This window comes from Pseudomonas sp. DW-iso17 (assembly GCF_058725345.1).
In genome coordinates, this window is sequence record NZ_JBZXEA010000007.1 from 59,662 (window position 1) to 79,356 (window position 19,695).

General features: G+C 60.3%; 20 protein-coding genes and 1 pseudogene. 5 read left to right on the forward strand and 16 right to left on the reverse strand.

Going from position 1 to position 19,695, the window contains the following annotated elements:
• The 4 genes and pseudogenes from AC4PS6_RS05985 to AC4PS6_RS06000 form a co-directional block, all read right to left on the reverse strand.
• On the reverse strand, positions 1-1,557 hold a 1,557-nt coding region (locus AC4PS6_RS05985; RefSeq protein ID WP_492180752.1), incomplete at its 3' end, for a M10 family metallopeptidase C-terminal domain-containing protein.
• Between the two features lie 922 nt (positions 1,558-2,479).
• Entirely contained in the window at positions 2,480-4,045 is a 1,566-nt protein-coding gene (locus AC4PS6_RS05990) for a M57 family metalloprotease (RefSeq protein ID WP_336827072.1), read from the reverse strand.
• A 405-nt stretch (positions 4,046-4,450) separates the two neighbouring features.
• On the reverse strand, positions 4,451-5,017 hold the full coding sequence (gene phnN, locus AC4PS6_RS05995; RefSeq protein ID WP_014717708.1) for a phosphonate metabolism protein/1,5-bisphosphokinase (PRPP-forming) PhnN: 567 nt from the start codon (positions 5,015-5,017) through the stop codon (positions 4,451-4,453).
• 79 nt (positions 5,018-5,096) lie between these two features.
• Positions 5,097-5,194: pseudogene (locus AC4PS6_RS06000) on the reverse strand (hypothetical protein); the annotation flags it as partial.
• A gap of 216 nt (positions 5,195-5,410) precedes the next feature.
• On the opposite strand from AC4PS6_RS06000, the gene AC4PS6_RS06005 reads away from it, so the two are divergent.
• The gene (locus AC4PS6_RS06005; RefSeq protein ID WP_336827071.1) at positions 5,411-6,760 is read left to right on the forward strand and encodes an MFS transporter; all 1,350 of its coding nucleotides are present in this window, start codon (positions 5,411-5,413) and stop codon (positions 6,758-6,760) included.
• Positions 6,761-7,407: 647 nt separating this feature from the next.
• Here AC4PS6_RS06005 and AC4PS6_RS06010 read toward each other — a convergent pair.
• The 10 genes from AC4PS6_RS06010 to ccmA all read right to left on the reverse strand — a co-directional run bounded on the left by AC4PS6_RS06010 (position 7,408) and on the right by ccmA (position 14,769).
• Entirely contained in the window at positions 7,408-7,803 is a 396-nt protein-coding gene (locus tag AC4PS6_RS06010) for a hypothetical protein (RefSeq protein ID WP_005786516.1), read from the reverse strand.
• Between the two features lie 16 nt (positions 7,804-7,819).
• A complete protein-coding gene (gene ccmI, locus AC4PS6_RS06015; protein ID WP_019820372.1) occupies positions 7,820-9,010 on the reverse strand; it encodes a c-type cytochrome biogenesis protein CcmI in 1,191 nt (396 codons plus the stop codon).
• Entirely contained in the window at positions 9,003-9,476 is a 474-nt protein-coding gene (locus AC4PS6_RS06020) for a cytochrome c-type biogenesis protein (protein ID WP_019820370.1), read from the reverse strand. The genes ccmI and AC4PS6_RS06020 overlap by 8 nt, the downstream gene beginning before the upstream one ends.
• Positions 9,473-10,009: a DsbE family thiol:disulfide interchange protein gene (locus AC4PS6_RS06025; RefSeq protein WP_014717705.1), complete on the reverse strand. Its 537-nt coding sequence runs from the start codon at positions 10,007-10,009 to the stop codon at positions 9,473-9,475. The genes AC4PS6_RS06020 and AC4PS6_RS06025 overlap by 4 nt, the downstream gene beginning before the upstream one ends.
• Positions 10,006-11,994: a heme lyase CcmF/NrfE family subunit gene (locus tag AC4PS6_RS06030; protein WP_014717704.1), complete on the reverse strand. Its 1,989-nt coding sequence runs from the start codon at positions 11,992-11,994 to the stop codon at positions 10,006-10,008. Before AC4PS6_RS06030 ends, AC4PS6_RS06025 begins: the two co-directional genes overlap by 4 nt.
• 3 nt (positions 11,995-11,997) lie before the next feature.
• The gene (gene ccmE, locus AC4PS6_RS06035; RefSeq protein ID WP_014717703.1) at positions 11,998-12,456 is read right to left on the reverse strand and encodes a cytochrome c maturation protein CcmE; all 459 of its coding nucleotides are present in this window, start codon (positions 12,454-12,456) and stop codon (positions 11,998-12,000) included.
• The gene (ccmD, locus tag AC4PS6_RS06040; protein WP_003172771.1) at positions 12,453-12,629 is read right to left on the reverse strand and encodes a heme exporter protein CcmD; all 177 of its coding nucleotides are present in this window, start codon (positions 12,627-12,629) and stop codon (positions 12,453-12,455) included. The genes ccmE and ccmD overlap by 4 nt, the downstream gene beginning before the upstream one ends.
• Positions 12,626-13,381, reverse strand: coding sequence for a heme ABC transporter permease (locus AC4PS6_RS06045; protein WP_014717702.1), 756 nt, complete (start codon positions 13,379-13,381; stop codon positions 12,626-12,628). The genes ccmD and AC4PS6_RS06045 overlap by 4 nt, the downstream gene beginning before the upstream one ends.
• Positions 13,382-13,468: 87 nt before the next feature.
• Positions 13,469-14,137, reverse strand: a complete 669-nt coding sequence (gene ccmB, locus AC4PS6_RS06050) for a heme exporter protein CcmB (RefSeq protein ID WP_014717701.1) — start codon at positions 14,135-14,137, stop codon at positions 13,469-13,471.
• Positions 14,134-14,769 carry a cytochrome c biogenesis heme-transporting ATPase CcmA gene (gene ccmA, locus AC4PS6_RS06055; protein ID WP_014717700.1) on the reverse strand — a complete coding sequence of 212 codons (636 nt, stop codon included), beginning with the start codon at positions 14,767-14,769 and terminating at the stop codon, positions 14,134-14,136. Before ccmA ends, ccmB begins: the two co-directional genes overlap by 4 nt.
• A gap of 200 nt (positions 14,770-14,969) precedes the next feature.
• Between ccmA and fliK the strand changes: the two genes are divergently transcribed.
• Positions 14,970-16,547, forward strand: a complete 1,578-nt coding sequence (fliK, locus tag AC4PS6_RS06060; RefSeq protein ID WP_014717699.1) for a flagellar hook-length control protein FliK — start codon at positions 14,970-14,972, stop codon at positions 16,545-16,547.
• Positions 16,544-16,873 carry an EscU/YscU/HrcU family type III secretion system export apparatus switch protein gene (locus AC4PS6_RS06065; RefSeq protein ID WP_014717698.1) on the forward strand — a complete coding sequence of 110 codons (330 nt, stop codon included), beginning with the start codon at positions 16,544-16,546 and terminating at the stop codon, positions 16,871-16,873. The genes fliK and AC4PS6_RS06065 overlap by 4 nt, the downstream gene beginning before the upstream one ends.
• Positions 16,874-16,943: 70 nt before the next feature.
• On the opposite strand, the gene AC4PS6_RS06070 is transcribed toward AC4PS6_RS06065, so the two are convergent.
• Both AC4PS6_RS06070 and moaB read right to left on the reverse strand, forming a co-directional pair.
• On the reverse strand, positions 16,944-18,170 hold the full coding sequence (locus tag AC4PS6_RS06070; RefSeq protein ID WP_032874106.1) for a molybdopterin molybdotransferase MoeA: 1,227 nt from the start codon (positions 18,168-18,170) through the stop codon (positions 16,944-16,946).
• Entirely contained in the window at positions 18,154-18,693 is a 540-nt protein-coding gene (moaB, locus tag AC4PS6_RS06075) for a molybdenum cofactor biosynthesis protein B (protein ID WP_014717696.1), read from the reverse strand. The genes AC4PS6_RS06070 and moaB overlap by 17 nt, the downstream gene beginning before the upstream one ends.
• 76 nt (positions 18,694-18,769) lie before the next feature.
• Between moaB and mobA the strand changes: the two genes are divergently transcribed.
• Together mobA and AC4PS6_RS06085 are read left to right on the forward strand one after the other, a co-directional pair.
• Complete coding sequence (mobA, locus tag AC4PS6_RS06080) at positions 18,770-19,372, forward strand: molybdenum cofactor guanylyltransferase MobA (protein WP_014717695.1); 603 nt, start codon at positions 18,770-18,772, stop codon at positions 19,370-19,372.
• A 79-nt stretch (positions 19,373-19,451) separates the two neighbouring features.
• Positions 19,452-19,673, forward strand: a complete 222-nt coding sequence (locus AC4PS6_RS06085) for a YgdI/YgdR family lipoprotein (protein ID WP_003189935.1) — start codon at positions 19,452-19,454, stop codon at positions 19,671-19,673.
• Positions 19,674-19,695 lie beyond the last annotated feature (22 nt).

Sequence of the window (19,695 nt, forward strand, 5' to 3'; positions counted from 1 at the left end):
CTTCGGCTCACAAGGGTCTGGCTGTGGCTTCGGCTCACAGCGGTCTGGACTTGGCTTCGGCTCACAAGGGTCTGGCTGTGGCTTCGGCTCACAGCGGTCTGGACTTGGCCTGGGCTCCTCAGGCTTTGGCTCCTTCGGTTTGGGCTCAGGCTTGGTTTTGGGTTCGTCGAATTGAGGCCGCGGCGCAGGCTTGGGGTCTTTCGGTTCAGGGTTTGGCGTAGGGGTATCGCCGTGTGCCACGACATCACCCGCGTTTATCCGGCCGATGCTTTTTACGAACAGGTCAGCCTTGCCGTTGCCCGTCAGGTCCAGGGCCAGACTTCCCTCATTACTGCCCTCGCTGTAACTCATCACAGCCTGGCCGGGTTGACCCGTTAAGCGATCAACGAATTTAAGCGCACTGAGATTGGCCCTTTTCAAAGCCCCGGAGACGTCAATTTTGTCTGCACCACTTTCAAAATCCAGAATTACATCGGGGTTATCCGGCGTGGAATCATTGGCATGGTCATAGACAAAAGTGTCTGCCCCCCCTCCCCCTGACAACCGGTCTGCTCCACCGCCCCCTTTGAGACGATTGGCGACCTGGTTACCTATGAGAGCGTCATCTCCCTTGCCGCCCACCGCGTTTTCCAGTGTGACGCCCTTGGCTATGGAGACATTACCCTTCAACGCACCGACATCCGAAAAAGACTCGGCATTGAGATTGATTTTCTGAGGCTGTGAATACCCAGAGAAATCCAACGTGTCTTTCCCACCACCATCCCACACACAAAAAACAGGGTTGTCATTTGGCGACTTCAAACTAAGCGCTTCACGGTTCGTATTGGAATTAAACCCATAGGTTGTATCGGTATTGCGCGTATTGGTATTCGGCCCATACAGTTTCTGGACAGCCGAGATGTCATCCATCATCGGCGCAGAAGGGTTCAACAATTTGAAGTCGTGGCCTGGCTGGTTTTTTTCTGAATAGTAACTCATCACCGAACGCGCTCGAGTATCCCCTGCATAGACTGCGTCACGCCCATAGTTACCAAAACCATCATAACGCCCCGGGTGTTCCAGGCCGATTGAATGACCTATTTCATGGATAAGCACCCCGCGAAAATAATGACCCAGTGGAGGGTTCGCCCCCGCATTCGCCGTTCCAATATTTACGAAGGTTCGAGTCATGAACTTATCAGGCAGTGAGGCCACTCCCCCCGGTGTTCCGGGCATTTCACTGATATCAACATGACCGTCTGAATGTTGCGGTTTTTCAGTAAATGTAACGTTAGCGACATCCTGCCAGGATTGCAGTGCCTGCCTGACCTGCTCTGCCTGCTGCGGGGTAAAGCCCTTGGAGACGCGAACGGACAAGGTAATTTTGCCGTCACCATTATTATCATGAACCTTGAAACCGTTGCGGGTGATGTGTTTTCCCGCCTGTTCCGTAGTAAACACCGGCTTTTTACTATTGAGTGTATAGGCCCCGGCAGGGCTTTCTGGGCTGATACTGCTATTAAGAGCTGGTTCCTTGGGTATAACAATATTAGGTGTGGATGGTCCTGGCACTCTCATAAACCAACGTCCTCATAAAAATCAGACTCGAGGCTGTAACATCAGCACGTTCGAGATACCGATTCCCGCCCACCAAGAGCAGCAGTAGTTATCGGCACAGCGTTAAATTCGCACACTCCCTTGCCGTACACCAGCGGTGAAATAATTCAACTCGACACACTCTAAAATTTAAAAACACCTTAATCTTATACTTGAAAACTTCCGAAACCCCAGAACAGATAGCACTTTAACCGCAAACATGATAACTCTTTGTTTTGCATGAACATTAAACCTCACAAACACACTTTACATAATTTTTATTGCAAAGCGTTATTCACAATCAGACAACACCCCAATCGCCCAAAAACCTATACCCGACTGGCAACTTTTAACCCGTCCTACACAACAACCCAATGCACAGACGAATAGCAGAGTTCGTATTGAAAGAAAAAACCTGCGGTGCTCATACAACGGCTTTAGTCTGGCCGAGGACGGTCATTGAATGTACTGCAACAACCGATCCGGCTGACGCTCCAAAACTGAAACATGAAAAACGCACTGCAATACGGCCAGTGTGTGCCTCAACGGGAGTGTTCGACGGTTGAGCAGAGCCTTGCAGGCGCCCTATGAAGCGACGAAGCAGAACGATCACCGAGCGCTGATAGCCCGCTGCAAAGGACACGGCTGAAGGGAGAAAACGTACGGCAGGCAGGCTTGAACGCGGTGATGCGCGCGTTCAAGCCTGGACAGAGGTAACCGGGAGAGCGGCGCTACGGCACAAAGGTGCAAGCGCAATCGTTGGGTTGCAGGGGCTGGCATTCCCAGGCAATCACCGTCAGGAAAAGCTGCAAGCTCAAGGCGGTGAAAGGTACGCGTGTTGTTGGTCAGACGCTGCGATGGCATGCTCTGGGCTGATCAAGGGACTAGCCAATAGCCACCGGACTCACCGGAATATCGACCGCACCTTATTTACAAACCCCTTGAACGATGAAAAAACTTTCTGGATAAACCTTCTCCCCGGCCGGGGCGCCGGGCCGGGGCTTGGCCTCGGCTCTGGCTGTGGGTCAGGGTCAGGCTTGGGATCAGGCTTGGAGTCAGTCGGCTCCGAAATGGGACTGGGAACGGGACTCGGAACGGGTTCCGATACAGGGACAACAGTGGGCCCAGGCGTCGGTGTGACAGTCGGCGCCTCACCGTTCCAGATCACATCCGTCTGCTTGATCTGGCTTTGGCTGGCGATCATCAGATCCGCCGTGCCGTTCCCCGTTGTATCCACAGCCAAAGTGGAACGGCCAGTCTTCGAGTCATGACCGAGCACGGCATCTCCCGCTTTTGTGCCGAATTTATCAACGAAATTCAACGACTTGATCCCTGCCTCCTGGAGAACGCCGGTGAGGTCGATCTTGTCGAGCCCGCTTTGGAAGTCCTGAATAACGTCTGGGTTCTGCGGTGTCGAATCGCCGATGCGGTGATACACAAACGTGTCTGCCCCTGCACCGCCGTGCAACTTATCGGCACCCTTGCCGCCCGTAAGGCGATTGTTGCCCTCGTTTCCCGTCAAGGTATCGTTGCCGGCACCGCCGATGGCATTTTCGACAATGACGCCCTTGGCAATCGATACGTTCCCGCGCAAGCCTCCCACGTCCGAAAACGCCTCAGCCTTGAGGTTGATGGTTTGGTTCTGGGTAAACCCGGATAAATCGAGCGTATCGTTACCGCCGCCATCCCAGACGGTAAAAATCGGCTTGTCACTCCCCTGCTTGAGGCTGTAGACCTCGCGACCGGCATTGGAATTGAAGCCATAGGTAGTGTCGGTATTGCGGGTCTTCGTATTGGCGCCATAGAGCCGCTGTGCTGCCGCGACATCGTCCATCATCGGTGCCGCCGGGCTGCGGCCGGCAAACTTGTGCCCCGGTTGATGGGTCTCGGCCCAATAGCTCATGACACTGCGTGCCTTGGTGTCCTGTGCATATTCGGCACTGCGCTCGTAGTTGAAGCCTTGGCCATTGTATTCACCTGGATGACTGAGCCCCAGGGTATGCCCCAGTTCATGGATCAACAAACCCAGAAAGTGGCTGCCCATGGTCGGGTTCTGCCCACCCGAAGTGCCTATATTGGCCTGGACTTTTGCATGCTGACCGAACGGAAAGGTTGCCCAGCCTCCCGATCCGCCAGTCCCCTTGATAGTGATCTTGCCATCGGTGTTTGAGCCATTTTCAACAAATTCGATATTGGCGATATCCGCCCAGTATTGAAGGGCTTGCCTGGCTCGCTCTTTCTGCGCCGCATTGAACCCCCCGGAAAAGTTAAACCCCACCACAACTTTTCCATCTCTATTACTGTCCTTAAACTTCGCATTACTGCGCGTAATATGTTTCGCCGCCTGGTCCGTGGTGAAAGATTTTTTATTATTGGCCCAACGAATAACTTGCTTCTCATCAGGTGAAAAATTGGAGTTCAATGTCTCAGGGGGATGCGACTGGAAAGACTGTCTAACTGGGATATGCATGGCACTTTACTACTCTGAACAGTGAAATGAATCGTCCATGTACAGGAGTTATCGATGCCGACTGTTCCGTAGTCAGCCCGATAAAGCTCCCATATTGAAAACGCCTTCACCATCGCTAATTCTTTGCAAGAAAACCCTATAAACACGACCGCAAAAAATCCGCACACAGTTTATTCAGCGCAGCACAGCCGCCCCTTATCAATCACGCTAAAACCCTGATACTACAGACGTAAAAACGCGCAAAGCGTTAATTTAATCGGGTCGACAGTTAAACTTCAAACATTCAGCAACCCACTCAAACACATCAGAAAAAAATAAGCTCAGTGCCAGGGTTTTATCTGAGACCTGGCCTCATCAGGCACTACATGACGGGGTTGTCCTAACCTACCGGGACTTGGGTCAGGCTCATACGCAATGCCGGTGGTCCAGGCAGCACAGCAAGCGTTCAACGGTGTGCGCCAATGGGCCGGAATTATCCAACACGAACAAACCCGCGCCGTGACCTGCGATCAATTCGGCAGTGAACCGCGCATTGCGCGCCAGGCGTTGCTCGATATCCGCCAACGACTCCCGCCCACGCGCAATCAGACGTTGGCGCAACACCGCTTGGTCCACCGTCAGCAGCAATACCAGCAAGGTCGGATAACGCTCGCGGGTCTGCGCCAGGTGGGCACGGGAGCCGTTGACCAAAACATCGTCGCCGGCGGCCAGCCAATCGTCGATGTCCTTGGAGATGCCGTAGGACAAGCCATTAGCCTGCCAGCTCAAGGCAAATGCACCCTCGGCCTCCATCGCCGCAAACTGCTCGGGGCTCACGCCTTGCGCCGCTTCGCCCACCGCCTCCGCTGACCGTGTGATTACCCGCCGCACCAGGCGACACCCACGCTCGACCAGGCGTGGGCGCGCGGCGTCCAGCAGGCTGTCCTTGCCCGACCCCGATGGCCCGATGAGATAGATCAACCTGCCCGCCATCAAAACACCCTCTTCGCTTGTCTCCAGACCTGTACCGGCGCCCCGGTGTCAGCATTCGGCGCGTCAAGCCATCGTCAGGGCTGGAAAGTATTTCCAGCCAACCTGCCCTTGCAGGCCGGCGGCGGCCACATTACCCGAGTGTGACCCACCGCGCACCACGCTCGGCACGTGCACCAGGCTTTCCGGGCTTATTGGAGTGAGTATGTAAATTTGTAACAACGATACAACATGAAACAAATGCTCAATGGTCGCCCCTACTCACAATCTATAGAAAGCTCAGCACGTTCCTACATGGGAATGTTTTTCATCCTACAGCTGACAGTTTAAACAAGAATCTAGAACATAGCGTTCGACGTAATTGTAGTAGGCGCGTGCCGTTCAGGGAGTGTGCATGTGCCGAATGAATTGATGGCCCTGTGTCAGGCATTGCCCCATGCAGCCATTCTCGGCTTCGGCATGGCCTTGGCCCAATCTTCGGTAGACCTGGACATCGTGGCGGAGGTCATGCCGCCGCCCATGCTGGCAGGATTGCTCATTTCCATGGGTAGCCTGGGGGATCGCAAAGGCCATCGCAAACTCCTGCTGATCGGCTCACTGGGGTTTACCCTGGTGTCGGTGATGACCGCTTATTCCAGCACCGCCACGCAGCTGGTCGTGGGACGCGCATGCATGGGGGTTTTCGGGGCGATGTTGATGCCGTCAACGCTGGCGCTGATTCGCTCAGTGTTCGAGGACCGGGAAGAGCGTCGCCTGGCCGTGGCGATCTGGGCAACCACCTTGACCGTCGGTTCTGCGCTTGGGCCGTTGGTCGGCGGCATATTGCTGGAGTTCTTCAGTTGGGGGTCGATTTTTCTCCTGGCCGTACCGGTGCTGGTGCCTCTGTTGATCCTCGGCCTCTGGCTGCTGCCTGAGTCCGAGCCGGACGCGTCGGGGCCGATGGATGTCATCAGCATTGCGCTCTCGATGGTCGCCCTCAGTGCGCTGGTGTACAGCATCAAGCATGTCGCCAGTGAAGGGCCGGACGCCTGGGCACTGGCGGTATTGGCCGTTGCAATCGTGAGCGGCTGGCAATTCGTACGCCGTCAGTTGCGCCTCCCTACCCCCTTGATGGACCTGAGCCTGTTTCGCAACAAGACGTTCAGCGGCTCGGTGACCATTAACCTGATGAGCCTGGCCTTCATGATCGGCTTCGTGTTCTTTGCCACTCAGTTGCTGCAAATCGTCCTGGGCATGTCGCCCTTGAACGCCAGCCTGGCGTTGATACCGGGCCAGCTCATGGCGATTGTGGTGGGGATCCTGATCGTCCCGGTCGCCCAGCGCGTCTCGGTCAATGTCCTGATTCCCATCCTGCTGGCCTTCACTGCCGGCGCGTTTTTGCTGGTGGCCAGCCTCGGTAGCAGTTTGACGGTGATCGTGGTTGCGTTTGCCTTGTTGAACATTGGCGTCGGCGCCATTGCTACCGTCTCTAACGACGTGATCCTGTCGGCCGCCCCAGCCAACAAAGCCGGCGCCGCGTCAGCCATCAGCGAGACGGCCTATGAAGTCGGCGTAGTACTCGGCACCACCGTGCTCGGTGGCCTGGTGACGGCGTACTACCGTGGCACGCTGCACCTACCGGACTTCTTGAGCCCTATGCAAATGCAACTGGCAAGCGAAACCTTGGCAGGCGCCACGCAATCTCGGCCACCCTGGCGCACGACCAGGCCAGTGAAGTCATGGGCAACGCTATACAGGCATTTGTAGGAGGGACTCAACTGATGGCCTGGGCCACCTTCAGCTTGGCAGTGCTGGCCATTGTCATCGCCAGGCGCACATTGAAAGGCCAGGAGACTGCGCCGGTGTGAAGTGGGTGCGGGCGGACGAACCAAGTACATCTTGAGTGCGGGGGTAACCCGACAGGACGCCGGGTTAGATCCAACATCCCGATCGACTGTCAGGCCGCCTTCGCGAGCAAGCCCGCTCCCACACTTGGATTGCGGGGCGTCAGGTAGATAGGTATCGGCTGGCAGGCCGTCATCGCAGGCAAGCCAGCTCCCACAATTGGTCAGGTGTCGGCTGTCAGGCAAGCTGCCGCCCAACTATAGGGCGATGCGAGGGAGCTTGCTCCCGTGACGGCTTGACAGCCGACGCTGGGCCAACTGAAGCGCTGCGATCCAAATGTGGGAGCTGGCTTGCCTGCGAAGGCGGCTTGGCAGCCGACCAATATGTTGGATCCAGACCGAGTACATATCCGTTATTGAGGTAACAGCCACTTAGGGTTCCGAGCAACGGCGGCTACAATCTACAAAGTTGTGTAGATACCTATGGTCATCGCAGGCAAGCCCGCTCCCACAGTGGAGAGCATTTCAAATCGGAAATAAAAAAGGCGACCTGAACACGGTCGCCTTTTGTCATTGCGCGTACTGCTTGCTCAGCCCCGGCGGCACGCCCTGCACGTTGGTTTCTTCCCATGGCCCGTTGGGGCTGATGGACCGGCTCCAGCCGTTGCTCCAGCGGTAGTAGGTGCGCTGGCGGTAGAAGGTGTCAGGCTGGTCATCCAGCACGTACACCTGCATCTTGCCGTCCCAGTGGCTGGCGGCGCCCGGCGGTGGGGCGAAGGTCGGCGATTTGCTTGGCAGAGGCTTGGGCGGCGGCGTCACCGGGCCAGATGGTTTGGTGCTCGGCTGGGTCGAGGGGCCAGACGGTGGAATAGTCGGGCCGGTCGGCGCCGCAGGTGGGCGGTGGACCGCACAGGCGCTCAGGCCCAGTACCAGGCTGAGCAGGGTGATGCGTGCAAATGCGGTCATGGGTGTGTCCTCAGAATTACTGGTCCGGAGTGTCGATGGTCAATTGCTGCAGCGCAGTGGTGCTGCTGGCCAACGGTTGGCTGCGGCCGATCCATTCGCCAGCGGTCGGTTGGCCGGCCCGGGATATGCGCGCAACCAGTTGGACTTCGGGGAAGTTGGACAGTTTCAACTGCGGCATCATCGCGTCGGCATCGCCCAGTTCGACGGTGACCGGCAATGCGTCGACGGTTACACGCTTGGCCGCCAAGGGCGCCGGGGGGCCGTTTACGGCGCGGGCGAAGATGAACACGCTGTCGCCTGGCAGGGCCTTGGCTTTCACCTCGGCAGATACGTCCACCCGCACGGTCAGCAGCGCCTTGGGCGCCTGAGCCAGGCTGCCACCGCTCTCCTTGAGCTTCTCTGCTGCGCGGTCAATTCCGCCTTGCAAGGCGACACGGGAATTGTCCTCTGGCGGCAGTTGCGCGAGCAGGCGGTTCCAGTAGTCGATGGCTTCCTGATAACGCTGGCCCTCAAAGGCAGCGATACCCAACAGGCCAAGGCTGGTGACTTCCTTGGGGTCGAGCTTCAAGGCTTCGTCGGTCAGCGCCTGAACCTGAGGCGACCATTGTTTGTTGTCGGCAAAGTACTGCGCCTGGGCCCATTGGCCGAGCAGTTCCGGTTGGCGCCCGGCCAACGCAACCGTACGTTCAAAGACTTTGGCGGCATCGGCGGCACGGTCCTGGGCCATATAGGCGCGCCCAAGGAAGTACAAACCTTCTGCCGAATCCGGTTGCGCGGCGGCGGCGCGTTCCAGGCGGCGGGTCATGTCGGCCATGGACACCGGCGGTTGGGAAAACTCACGGGTCAGTTCAACCTTGTCGCTCGCCCCATAATGCAGGTACAGCGCCACGCCCAGCACAGGCACCAGAAACGCCGCCAAAAACGGCAGCGGTTTGCCTAACCGCGATTCGCGGGGTTTTTCCACACCTTCGGTGTCGGCCAGCAACTCGCGGGCCGCTTCGGCGCGGCCGGTGTCGAGTTGCGCGGTATTCAACACACCTTCGTCCTGCTGCGCTTGCAGCTCGGCGACGCGTTCCTGGTACAGCGCCACGTTCAACGCGGTGCGATCCTCTTCACGCTGGGCACGACGGCCACGCAACACAGGGATCAACAGGAAACTCAGGGCAATCAGTAGCAGCAAACCGGCTGCGAGCCAGAAATCAATCATCAGTCTTGGTGTCCAGCAATTGGTCGAGGCGTTTACGCTCTTCAGGGGACAGCGCATCGGCGCCATCAATCGGTGCGACACGGCGCCGACGCACGATCACGGCCATCACCACCACGCCGGCCAGCAGCAGCCCGGCCGGGCCAAACCACAGCAGCGCGGTCTTGCCGGTGAGTGCCGGTTTGTAGCGTACGAAATCACCGTAGCGGTCGACCATGAAGTCGATGATCTGCTGGTCGTCCTTGCCCTCCCCCAGCATGCGGAAAATCTCTCTGCGCAGGTCGGTGGCGATCGGGGCGTTGGAGTCGGCGATGTCCTGGTTCTGGCATTTGGGGCAGCGCAGTTCCTGGGTCAGGTCGCGGAAACGCTCGCGCTCGGCGTCGTTGGCAAATTCGTAGGTGTCGATGGCGGCGTGGGCCACGCCGGCCAGGCCCAGGGTTAAAACGGCAGCGGTCAACCAACGCTTCATGGCTTGGCCTCATCGACCAGGGCCTGGTACTTGGCGGCCAGTTGCTCGCGCCACACCGTTTCGTCGATCACGCCGACGAACTTGTCACGAATCACACCCTTGGCATCGATGAAGAAGGTTTCCGGCGCGCCGTACACGCCCAGGTTCAACCCCAGGTTGCCGTCTTCGTCGCGGATATCCAGCTGGTACGGGTTATGAAATTCCGCCAACCACTTCACGGCCGCCGCATTGTCGTCCTTGTAGTTGATGCCGTAGATCACCACGCCCTTCTCGGCCAGCTTGTTCAGCACCGGGTGTTCGACGCGGCAAGAGATGCACCAGGTGGCCCACACGTTGACCAGCGCCGGCTTGCCCTGCAAATCTGCCTGGGTCAGGGTCTTGTCACCCTGCACCGTTGGCAGGTTGAAGGCGGGGAACGGCTTGCCGATCATCGCCGAAGGCAGCTCGGCCGGGTCCAGGTACAACCCGCGATACAGGAACACCGCCACCAGCAGGAACATCGCCAGCGGCACAACCATCAACCAACGCTTCATACCGCAGCTCCCGAAAGGCCAAGCGCTTCACGCACCCGGCTCTTGACCTTGACCCGATAGCGCCGGTCCAGCGCTGCGAGCAACCCGCCGAACCCGGTGAGCAACCCGCCGAACCAGATCCAGCGCACGAACGGTTTGACATGCACGCGCACGGCCCAGGCGCCATCGCCCAGAGGTTCACCGAGGGCCACATACAGGTCACGGGTGAAACCTGCGTCAATGCCAGCCTCGGTCATCATCGAACTTTGCACGGTGTACAGGCGTTTCTCCGGGTGCAGCACGGCGATTTCCTTGCCATTGCGCACCACGCGCACCGTGCCTTTGTCGGAGGTGAAGTTCGGCCCTTCAAAGTGCTTGGCACCTTCGAAGATGAAGTGGTAACCGGCCAGGTCCATGGACTCGCCCGGCGCCAGGCGCAGGTCGCGCTCGGCGCTGTTCTGGCTGGACAGCACCACCCCAAGGGCGCACACCGCAATACCAATGTGGGCGATCTGCATGCCCCAATAGCTGCGGGTCAGAGTGGGCAGGCCTTTGATCAGGCCTTTGTGGCGCGTCTTGTCGACGATGTCCCGCGCCCCCGCCAGCAACACCCAGGCCGCCAGCAGGAAGGTGGCGAGTACCGCCCAATTGAAGTCGCCGTAGGCAAACCCGGCGATCACCGCCAGGGCCACGCTGCCGAGCAGCACCGGCATCAGCATGCCCGCCAGCCATTTCACCGGGGTGTCTTTCCAGCGCACCAGCACGCCGACCGCCATCACCACCATCAACAGGCCCATCAACGGGATGAACAACGCATTGAAGTACGGCGGCCCCACGGACAGCTTGGCGCCGCTCAAGGCATCCAGTACCAGCGGGTAGAGGGTGCCGAGCAGGATCATCGATGCAGCCACCACCAGTACCAGGTTATTGCCCAGCAACAGGGTCTCCCGCGACCACAGGTTGAAACCGACGTGGCTCTTGACCACCGGAGCACGCAGGGCGAACAGGGTCAGGGAACCGCCGACCACAAACAGCAGGAAGATCAGGATGAACACGCCGCGCTCAGGGTCTGAGGCAAACGCATGCACCGAGGTCAGCACGCCCGAGCGCACCAGGAAAGTGCCGAGCAGGCTGAGGGAAAACGCCGCGATGGCGAGCAGTACCGTCCAGCTCTTGAACACGCCACGCTTTTCGGTGACGGCCAGGGAGTGAATCAGCGCGGTACCCACCAGCCACGGCATGAAGGAGGCGTTTTCCACCGGGTCCCAGAACCACCAGCCGCCCCAGCCAAGTTCGTAATAGGCCCACCACGAGCCCAGGGTGATACCGATACCGAGGAAGGCCCAGGCGACGATGGTCCATGGCCGTGACCAGCGCGCCCAGGCGGCGTCGAGACGCCCGCCCAGCAAGGCGGCGATGGCGAACGCGAAGGCCACGGAAAAGCCCACATAGCCCATGTAGAGCATCGGCGGGTGCACGATCAGGCCGATATCCTGCAGCAACGGGTTGAGGTCGTGACCGTCCACCGGGATCTGCGGCAGGATGCGGGTGAACGGGTTGGAGGTCATGATCAAAAACAGCAGGAAGCCGATGCTGATCATGCCCATCACCGCCAGCACCCGCGCCAGCATCACTTGCGGCAATTGGCGCGAGAACACCGATACAGCGAAGGTCCAGCCGCCGAGGATCAAGGCCCACAACAGCAATGAACCTTCGTGGGCGCCCCACACGGCGCTGAACTTGTAGTACCAGGGCAAAGCGCTGTTGGAATTGTTGGCGACGTAGGCGACGGAAAAATCGTCGGTCATGAAGGCGTAGGTCAGGCAACCAAAGGCGAACAGCAAGAAGGCAAACTGGCCCCAGGCGGCAGGCTGCGCCAGGCTCATCCACAGGCGGTCGCCGCGCCAGGCACCGAGCAAGGGCACCACGGCCTGGACCACGGCAAAGCACAGCGCGAGGATCATCGCCAACTGGCCCAGCTCCGGAATAAACAGTGCGGACGTCATGGCTCAGCCCTCCTTGACTGGGGTGGCGGGCGCGGTTTGGCCGCTGTCTTTCAAGGCTTTGGTGACCTCGGGCGGCATGTATTTTTCATCGTGCTTGGCCAGCACTTCGTCAGCCACCACCACGCCGTCGGCGTTGAGCTTGCCCAGGGCGACAATGCCCTGGCCTTCACGGAACAGGTCCGGGAGGATGCCCCGATAGGTGATGGTCACGGCCTTGTTGAAATCGGTGACCACGAAGGTCACGTCCAACGAATCGCCGGAACGCTTCAACGAGCCCTGCTCCACCATGCCGCCAGCGCGGATGCGCGTATCGACCGGTGCCTCGCCATTGGCGATCTGGGTGGGCGTGTAGAACAGGTTGATGTTCTGCTGCAGGGCGCTCAGGGCCAGGGTCACGGCAATGCCGACGCCGGCCAGGATGGCAAGGATGATCAACAGACGCTTTCTACGCAGCGGATTCACTTTTCGGTCTCCCGGCGCAGACGTCGCGCCTCTTGTTGCAGGTAACGCTTGCGGGCCAGGATCGGCGCGGCGACGTTGAGGGCCAGCACCGCCAGGCAGATGCCATAGGCCGTCCAGACATACAGGCCGTGGTGGCCCATGGCGAGAAAATCACTGAAAGAAGCAAAACTCATCCACGTGCTCCCAGGCAGCTTTGCACTTCGGCCTTTACCCAACTGGTACGGGCTTCACGCTTGAGCACTTCAAGGCGCATGCGCAGCAGCAGTACGGCGCCGAAGAAACAGTAGAAACCCAGCACCATCAGCAGCAACGGCGCCCACATTTCCACGGGCATCGCCGGTTTTTCGGTGAGGGTGAAGGTGGCGCCCTGGTGCAGGGTGTTCCACCACTCCACCGAGTACTTGATGATCGGGATGTTGATCACGCCGACAATCGCCAGCACCGCGCAGGCCTTGGCGGCGCTGTCACGGTTGCTGATGGCGTTGCCCAGGGCAATCAGGCCGAAATACAGGAACAGCAGGATCAGCATCGAGGTCAGGCGCGCATCCCACACCCACCATGAGCCCCAGGTCGGCTTGCCCCAGATCGCACCGGTCACCAGCGCCACGGCGGTCATCCACGCACCGATGGGCGCGGCGCATTGCAGGGCTACATCGGCCAGCTTCATCTTCCATACCAGGCCGACGATGCCGCACACCGCCAGCATCACGTAGCAGGACTGGGCCAGCATCGCGGCAGGCACGTGGATATAGATGATGCGAAAGCTGTTGCCTTGCTGATAGTCCGGCGGCGCAAAGGCCAGGCCCCAGACCAGGCCGATGCCGATCAGCAGGATGGCGGCGATACTCAACCACGGCAGCAGCTTGCCGCTGATGCCATAAAACCATTTGGGCGAGCCGAGCTTGTGAAACCAGGTCCAGTTCATTGCTGTTTCCATCACGGTGCTTTTCGTCGTGGCGAAAAGCTCAGGGTCTTTACTGACTCAGCGTTATTGACGCCGGGTCAGACCTCATTATTCACCGACGCTGATTTTCAGGCCGGCGGCTATAGCAAAGGGTGTCAGGGTTACCGCCAGGGCGGTCAGGCTACCCAGCCACAAGAGGTAACCGGTCGCCGGCATCCCCATAAGCGCGGCTTGCAAAGCGCCGCTGCCCAGGATCAACACCGGGATATACAAAGGCAGAATCAACAGGGCCAGCAACAGGCCGCCCCGTTTCAAGCCGACGGTCAACGCTGCGCCCACCGCCCCCAACAGGCTGAGCACCGGCGTGCCGAGTAACAAGGACAGGAGCAACACCGGCAGGCATTCAACGGGCAACCCGAGCATCATGGCAAGCAGTGGCGAGAGCAAGACTAGCGCCAAGCCGGAAAAAACCCAGTGTGCCAGCACCTTGGCCAGTACCAGAAGTGGCAAAGGGTGCGACGAAAGGACCCACTGTTCCAGGGAACCGTCTTCGAAATCACTGCGAAACAGCCCGTCCAGCGAGAGCAGAACCGATAAAAGTGCGGCGACCCACACCAGTCCTGGGGACAAGGTTTGCAACAGTTTAGTCTCCGGGCCAACCGCCAGCGGGAACAGCGCGATCACGATGGCAAAGAACACCAGCGGGTTGGCCAGTTCGGCGGGGCGACGGCACAACAGCCGGGCTTCGCGGGCGACCAACAGGGCGAACACACTCATAGCGACCACCGCCCAAGGTCCAGCTCACGGTAGCCAGCGGGCATACGCGCCAAGGTGTGGTGGGTGGTGAGCACCACCAGGCCACCTTGCTCGCAGTGCTGGGCCAGATGTGCTTCGAGTTGAGCCACGCCTTGTTTGTCGAGGGCCGTGAAAGGTTCGTCGAGAATCCACAACGGCGGGCCGGGCAAGTACAAGCGGGCCAGGGCCACGCGGCGCTGCTGGCCGGCGGACAGGGTGTGGCAGGGGACGTCCTCAAAGCCCTTGAGGCCCACCGCGGCCAGGGCCTGCCAGATGGCGTCACGGGAAGCAGGATGATGCAGGGCGCTGAGCCAACTGAGGTTTTCTTCAGCGGTGAGTACGTCCTTGATGCCAGCGGCGTGGCCGATCCAGACCAGGTTGCGCGCAAGCTCGCTACGCTGCTCGTGCAACGGTTTGCCGTTGAGCCGCACCACGCCGGCCGTCGGCTGCATCAACCCGGCCAGCAGGCGCAGCAGGCTGGTCTTGCCGCTGCCATTGGGGCCACTGATTTGCACCATGTCGCCCCCCGAAAGCCGCAGGTCGAGTTGCTCGAACAGCAGGCGCAGGTCGCGTTCACAGGCAAGCGCTACGGCTTCAAGAAGAGGGCTGGTCAAGAGATCGCGGGCCTTTACGGTTCAAGTCGGCGGTGCAGCGGCCGTTATAGTGAGATGCACAATAACGACTTTGGCGACCGATTTTAGAGAGCTGGATCAAATAGTTGTGAGGTTTTTACCGCTCTCTTTGCAGACGGACGGCATTATACATGCGATGTCCTACTCTAAAGAGGGCAATTTCCCCAGAGACGATGCGCACGATGACCGGCGAGATCAACCTTCCTCCACTGCCGCCAACCTCCGCACCCGGGCCCACTCCGCTGCCTGGGGCCGGCGCGTTGCTCAAACTGCTGGAGCCGCAGGCCGGGCTGATCGACCCGGGGAAAACCGTGAACGCCGAGGTCATCGCGCTTAAACAAGGCGGCGAGGCCTTTCAGTTATTGCTCAAACTGACCCTCGCCGGCGGTCGCCAGACGCTGGTGCAAGCCAGCAGCGCCCAGCCCTTGCCCCTGGGCAGCAATGTGGCGGTGAGCCAGACGCCTGCGGGCAACCTGGCCATTACCTTGCAGCAAGCCATGAGTGCCAACGTGGCCGCCCTCACCCGCCTCGACACTAACCAAATACCGGTGGGTACGTTATTGCAGGCCAAGGTGCTGACCACGCAGATGCTGCCCCAGGGCACGGCGCAACCGGCGATCTATCGCTCGCTGGTGAGTGTGCTCAATAACGCCCTGGCCGGTGCCACCCTCACCCTGGAAAGCCCTCAACCGCTGAGGGTGGGCAGCTTGCTCAGCGCCGTGGTGCAGAACGCGCAGACCCTGAACTTCGTACCGCTAAGCGGCCTGAAGGACCAACTGGCCGTGACGCAGCAACTTGCCACTCAGCAAAGTCGCCAAGGCTCGCTGGATGCGGTGTTCACCGCCTTGCAAAACCTGCCCCGTGGCGACAGCACATCGGCCGAGCTGCGGGCCGCCGCCGAGCGCTTGCTGGCGGCGTTGCCCGATCTGGCACAGGTCAGCAATCCCAAAATACTGGCCCAGGTGGTGCAGAACAGCGGCGCCTTTCTGGAAGCCAAATTGCTTGCCGGGCAGAACCCGCAAATCCCACCGCTGGACATGAAAGGCGCGCTGTTACGCCTGGTCGCAGACCTTTTGCCCGCCTTGCCTGCCAGTACCAACCTGAATGCGATCCTCGCCGCCAATACCCTGGCCCAGGTGTTGCCGCACTTCGTGCGCAGCCCGTTGAACACCCTCGGCCAGGTCGGCGCCCGGCAGATACCCGCCGGCTTCCCGCTGCCCGAGCGGCTCATGGCAAAACTGGAAGGTGAAGGCGACTTGGAAAGCCTGCTACGCCTGGCCGCCGGGGCGATCTCGCGCTTGCAGAGCCATCAACTGTCGAGCCTGGAACAGACCGGCATCACCGCCGATGGCCGCCTGCAAACGACCTGGCAGTTGGAGATCCCCATGCGCACCCTGCAAGACATTGTGCCGTTGCAGGTCAAGTTCCAACGCGAGGAGCCCGCGCCAGACAAGGACCAGCCCGAGCGCAAGGATAAAAAAGACCCGAAACAGATGCTCTGGCGCGTAGAACTGGCCTTCGACATGGAGCCGCTGGGGCCACTGCAGGTTCAGGCGCAGTTGTCTCAAGGCAAACTGTCCAGCCAGCTGTGGGCCAGCCGCCCATTCACCGCCAGCCTGATCGAAAGCCATTTGGGCAGCCTGCGCGAGCGCCTGGTGTCATCCGGGCTTAACGTCGGCGACCTGGATTGCCATCTGGGCACCCCGCCCCGTGGGCCAAAAACCGGACTGGAGCAACGCTGGGTGGATGAAACCGCATGAAAAACGCCGCCCCACCCCGCCAGGCCATCGCCCTCAAGTACGACGGCCAACAGGCCCCCACCCTGACGGCCAAAGGCGACGACGCCCTGGCCGAAGCCATCCTCAAATTGGCACGGGAGAATGAAGTACCGATCTATGAAAACGCCGAGTTGGTGAAGCTGCTGGCGCGCATGGAACTGGGGGACAGCATTCCGGAAGAGTTGTACCGCACGATTGCCGAGATCATTGCGTTTGCCTGGACGTTGAAGGGCAAGTTCCCGGCCGGCTACGACCCGGAAGCAGGGCCAGTAGAGCGGGATGTCACTGAGCAGGGTGACGATTACTGATTGCTCATGAGCTCCCCACACATCCAACTGTGGGAGCTGGCTTGCCTGCTCCCACATTTTTGATCTGTGTTCAGTTCAGGACTTCGCTCAAAGGAATGAAGTTGACCCGGTCGCCGATGGCCAGCGTGGTGCCTTCCACTACCTCCACAAAGCCTTCAGCCCACGCCGCACTGCGCAGCACCCCGGAGCTTTGGTTGCGGTAGATGATCGCCTTGCCCTGTTCGATCCGCCCGCGCAGGTACTCGCGGCGGTTGCCGGGCTTGGGCCAGACGAACCCTGCCGACACTTCGAAGCGCAGCGGCTGCACCTGCAGCACACCTTGACGGCGCAGCAGATACGGGCGCGCCAGCAGCGCAAAAGTCACCAGGGTCGAGGCCGGGTTTCCCGGCAGGCCGATCACCGGCACGCCACGAAAATGCCCGAAGGTCAGCGGCTTGCCCGGTTTGATCGCCAGTTTCCACAGCGCCAGCTCACCCTCTTCCCGCAAGGCAATGCCAAGGAAGTCCGCTTCGCCCACCGACACACCGCCGGTCGAGAGGATCAGGTCAACGTTGCCCAGCCCCGCCAGACGCGCGCGGGTCTGTTCCAGATCATCCGGTAGAATCCCGGCATCAATCACTTCGCAGCCCATGCGCCCAAGCCAACTGCACAGCACGCGGCGGTTGCTGTTGTAGATCTGCCCAGGGCCGAGCGGCAACCCTGGCTCGATCAGTTCATCGCCGGTCGACAACACGGCCACGCGCACGCGCCGCACCACCTCGAGTCGATCACGTCCAAGAGACGCGGCCAAACCGAGTTCGATAGGGCCCAGGCGGGTACCGGCACTGAGTACGGTCTCGCCGACCGTGGTTTCCTGGCCCTGGGGACGGATGTTGTCGCCCATCTGCAATGGCTCGGTGAAACTCACGCGCTGGTCGGCATGCACCACGGCGTTTTCCTGCATTTGCACGCAGTCAGCGCCTTGGGGCACCGGTGCGCCGGTAAAGATGCGTGCGCAGGTGCCGGCCGCCAAGGGTTCAGGGGCAGTGCCGGCGAAAATCCGCTGGCTCACCACCAAGGGTTCGCCGGTCCAGTCCGCCAGGCGCACGGCGTAGCCGTCCATGGCACTGTTGGGCCACGGTGGCAGGTCGAGTGTGGAGATCAGATCCTGGGCCAATACCCGGCCATCACACTCAGCCAGGGACAGTACTTCCTCCTCGCGGATCGGCGCGGCGGCGGCCATGTCGAGCAAACGTTGCAGGGCTGCCTCCACCGGCATCAGGGCGCCGGTCTTGCCGGGCTTATCCACGGGATTCACAAGGTTCTGCCTGCTTCAGATGCGGGACGAAATTGCACGGGCGGTGACGGTTATCCAACTGCTCGGCGAGGATGCCGTCCCAACCGGTGCGCACGGCATTGGTGGAGCCTGGCAGGCAGCACACCAGGGTGCCGTTGGCCAACCCCGCCAAGGCGCGCGATTGTACGGTGGAGGTGCCGATATCGGCCACGGATATCTGGCGGAACAGCTCGCCAAAACCATCGACCTGCTTGTCGAGCAGGCAGCTCACTGCTTCAGGGGTACTGTCGCGACCGGTGAAGCCGGTGCCGCCGGTAATCAGCACCACCTGCACCACGTCTTCAGCGATCCAGTGGGCCACCTGGGCGCGAATCTTGTAGAGGTCGTCCTTGAGCAGCACGCGCTCGGCCAGGCGGTGGCCGGCGGCGGTGAGGCGGTCGACGAAGACCTGGCCGGAGGTGTCAGTCTCCAGGGTGCGGGTGTCGCTGACGGTCAATACAGCAATATTCAGGGGTACAAAGGGCGCATCGGCCTTGGCTTTCATGGCACGGTCCGGTTGTCGAAGGAACAGCCCGGTGTTATATCACAGGCCCCTGTTTCCCTGCCGCAGCGCAACCACCATGACGTTTGAATTTTCCTCACTGCCGTGTTCGATCCTATTGCTCGCCGGTGGTCGCGGCCAACGCATGGGCGGCCAGGACAAAGGGCTGCTGGAATGGCAAGGCCAGCCCTTGATCGCCCACCTGCACCAGTTGGCCCGGCCGCTCACCGATGACCTGATCATCTCGTGCAACCGCAACCATGAACGCTACGCGCCCTATGCCGACCAGCAGGTGAGTGACGACAACCCGGACTTCCCCGGCCCGCTGGCCGGTATCCGTGCCGGACTCTTCGCCGCACGCCATGCGCATCTGCTGATATTGCCTTGCGATGTGCCGCAGGTCGATGCGCGACTGCTGGCCGACCTGCGTGCGACCGCACGACGCAACCCGCAGATACCGGTGATGGTGCGCCAGGGTGAATGCTGGGAACCCTTGCTGTGCATCCTTCCCACAAGCCTGAAAAACCAGGTGGAACAGGCATGGCAAGCGGGTGAGCGCAGCCCGCGCAAGCTCTGGCTGCAACTGGGCGCGGTGGCCGTGGAATGCCCGGCCGATGACCCACGCCTGGCCAATCTTAATACGCCCGAGCTGTTGCACCCCGGGGCTGGCATGTCAGAATGAACCCTGCACAAGGAACTTTGCCGGCGTCCCGTACGTCACAAGGTCAGCAATTTAAAAGTATTCTCTCGGAGACAAACTCATGACTCAACGGACCATCGCCGCTCTCATGCTTGCACTGGGCCTCGCCACCCTCGCCGGTTGCGCCTCGCCAACAGTGATCACCCTGAATGACGGTCGCGAAATCCAGGCCGTCGACACCCCGAAATACGATGAAGATTCGGGCTTCTACGAATTCGAACAACTGGACGGCAAGCACACCCGTATCAACAAAGATCAGGTTCGCACCGTTAAAGACCTGTAAGCCTTAACGCTTGCACACAAGG